Source organism: Eubacterium sp. 1001713B170207_170306_E7 (assembly GCF_015547515.1).
Lineage (GTDB): Bacteria > Bacillota > Clostridia > Eubacteriales > Eubacteriaceae > Eubacterium.
Window position 1 is genome coordinate 1 of the sequence record NZ_JADMVE010000018.1, and the last position, 1931, is coordinate 1931.

Genomic DNA, 1931 nt, shown 5'->3' on the forward strand with positions numbered 1-1931 from the left:
TATAAAAATGAAAAATCAACAAAGATATTTAAAGGTAATGAGCCATATTAAAGAAAAATATCCCCAAATAAAAACCATTGAACTGGATAAAACCGATTTTATTTTTGAAAATCGCATCAAGCTTAAATGTTTTCACTGCGCAAAATACAAAACATCCTGGACCTGTCCGCCGAATATTCCAGATATTGACTACAGAGAACTCATCAATGAATATGAACACCTGGTCGTACTCTACCTTGAAATGCCTTTTCAAAATGAGGAGGATTTTCAGGAAGTACGTAAACAGACATCTGTCAGCCTGCACAAAACAATTTTAGAAATCGAAAAAATTTTGTATGAATCAGATTTTACGCTCTACAATAGTTTTATCGGCGGCAGCTGTAAGCTTTGTAAAAATGGCTGTGCACCCGATAAATGCCGAAATCCTTACTTATCCCGAATACCGATGGAAGCAACCGGCATTAACGTAGTAGAAACCTTAAAGCGAAAGGGCATTGAGATTCATTTTCCACCCAAAGAAAAACTTTACCGCTTTGGGTTGATTATGTTTTAGGAGGAAGCAATGACGTATATCATTTTAATTGCAGGAACGGGAAGCCGCTTGCATCCCATTACCAACGAAGCGCCCAAAACCCTTTACCGTCTTGACGCAGAAACAACGGTTTTAAAAAGGATGGTCACATTGATTCGCAAGTACGACCAGGAAGCAGACATCATTTTAGTAACCGGCTTTAAGCACGAAAAAATAGAAGTCGAGATTCAGGAGGCCACAATTTACTACAATCCATTTTACCATTTAACCAATAGTATTGCTTCTCTATGGTTTGCACAGGAAAAATTAGAAGGCGATGTGACTTTAATCAATGGCGATGTGGTTATTTCTGAACTGTTAGCAAAAGAAGTGATCACTCAAAAAACAGAAAAGCCCATTGTCTTAATGGACAGCTCCATCAAGACAGATGGGGATTACAACGTACAGGTTTCAGATAAAAGCGTTGTTGTGATGAGTAAGGAACTGGAAAATTATGATGGCGAATACGCAGGGATCACCAAACTCGATCCAGAAACCAGCCAGCGCCTTAAACAAAAAATTAACGATATGATCGATAAAGGTTATTGTGATCAATGGTATGAAAATGCTTTAGTCGAGATGGTCTTTTTCGAAGATTTGGAATTGGGTTATGTGGATATCGCAGATTATCAATGGACCGAAGTAGATTCCGTCAATGATCTTCAGTTTGCCCGAAAGATTCATCAAAGTGAAAATAGAGGTGAAACCCAATGAATTATATCCTATTAGTAGCCGGAAAAGGATCACACCTTCATCCGATTACCCTTGATTATCCCAAGCCTTTATTCAAGCTGAACGATGATGAAACCGTCATAAAACGAACCATTCATTTAATAAAAAAGTACGATCAAAGCGCAGAGATCACTGTTGTAACTGGCTTTATGAAAGAGTTGATTGAGAGTGAAATAAAAAACGTTCATTTTTGTCACAATCCTTTTTACAGTATCACCAATTCTAGTGCATCCCTGTGGTTTGCCAAAGAATATCTGGATGCTGAACAAGTGACCATTATCAATGGGGATATTGTTCTCTCCGAAAAGCTGATGCAGGAAATAATCTGTAAAGAAGTGAACAAGCCAACCGTCTATCTCGATAGCTCCATTCAAAAAAACAGCGATTGGAATGTACAGGTCAATAAGGATAAGGTGGTTGTAGTCACTGAAAATTTAGTAGAATACCACGGAGAATATGCAGGAATCATAAAACTGGAGAAAAAGTCTGCGCATATATTAAAAGAAGCGCTCGAAGAAATGATCAATAAGGAAATGTATGATCAATGGTATGAAGATGTTTTTAATCGTCTGATCTTTAAAGATAATTTTAATTTGTATTACGGGGATATCTCAGACTACCAATGGAC

General features: G+C 37.5%; 3 protein-coding genes. All 3 read left to right on the plus strand.

What is annotated here, in order from left to right; translation table 11 throughout:
• Positions 1 to 553 (plus strand): DUF2284 domain-containing protein (locus I2B62_RS20325; protein ID WP_207736111.1); only part of this gene is annotated, 553 nt, incomplete at its 5' end.
• A 9-nt stretch (positions 554 to 562) separates the two neighbouring features.
• Positions 563 to 1285 (plus strand): hypothetical protein, encoded by a 723-nt coding sequence (locus I2B62_RS20330; protein ID WP_195270855.1) that lies wholly within the window; start codon positions 563 to 565, stop codon positions 1283 to 1285.
• A partial coding sequence (locus I2B62_RS20335) for a sugar phosphate nucleotidyltransferase (protein ID WP_195270856.1) occupies positions 1282 to 1931 on the plus strand: 650 nt, incomplete at its 3' end. The genes I2B62_RS20330 and I2B62_RS20335, both read left to right, overlap by 4 nt.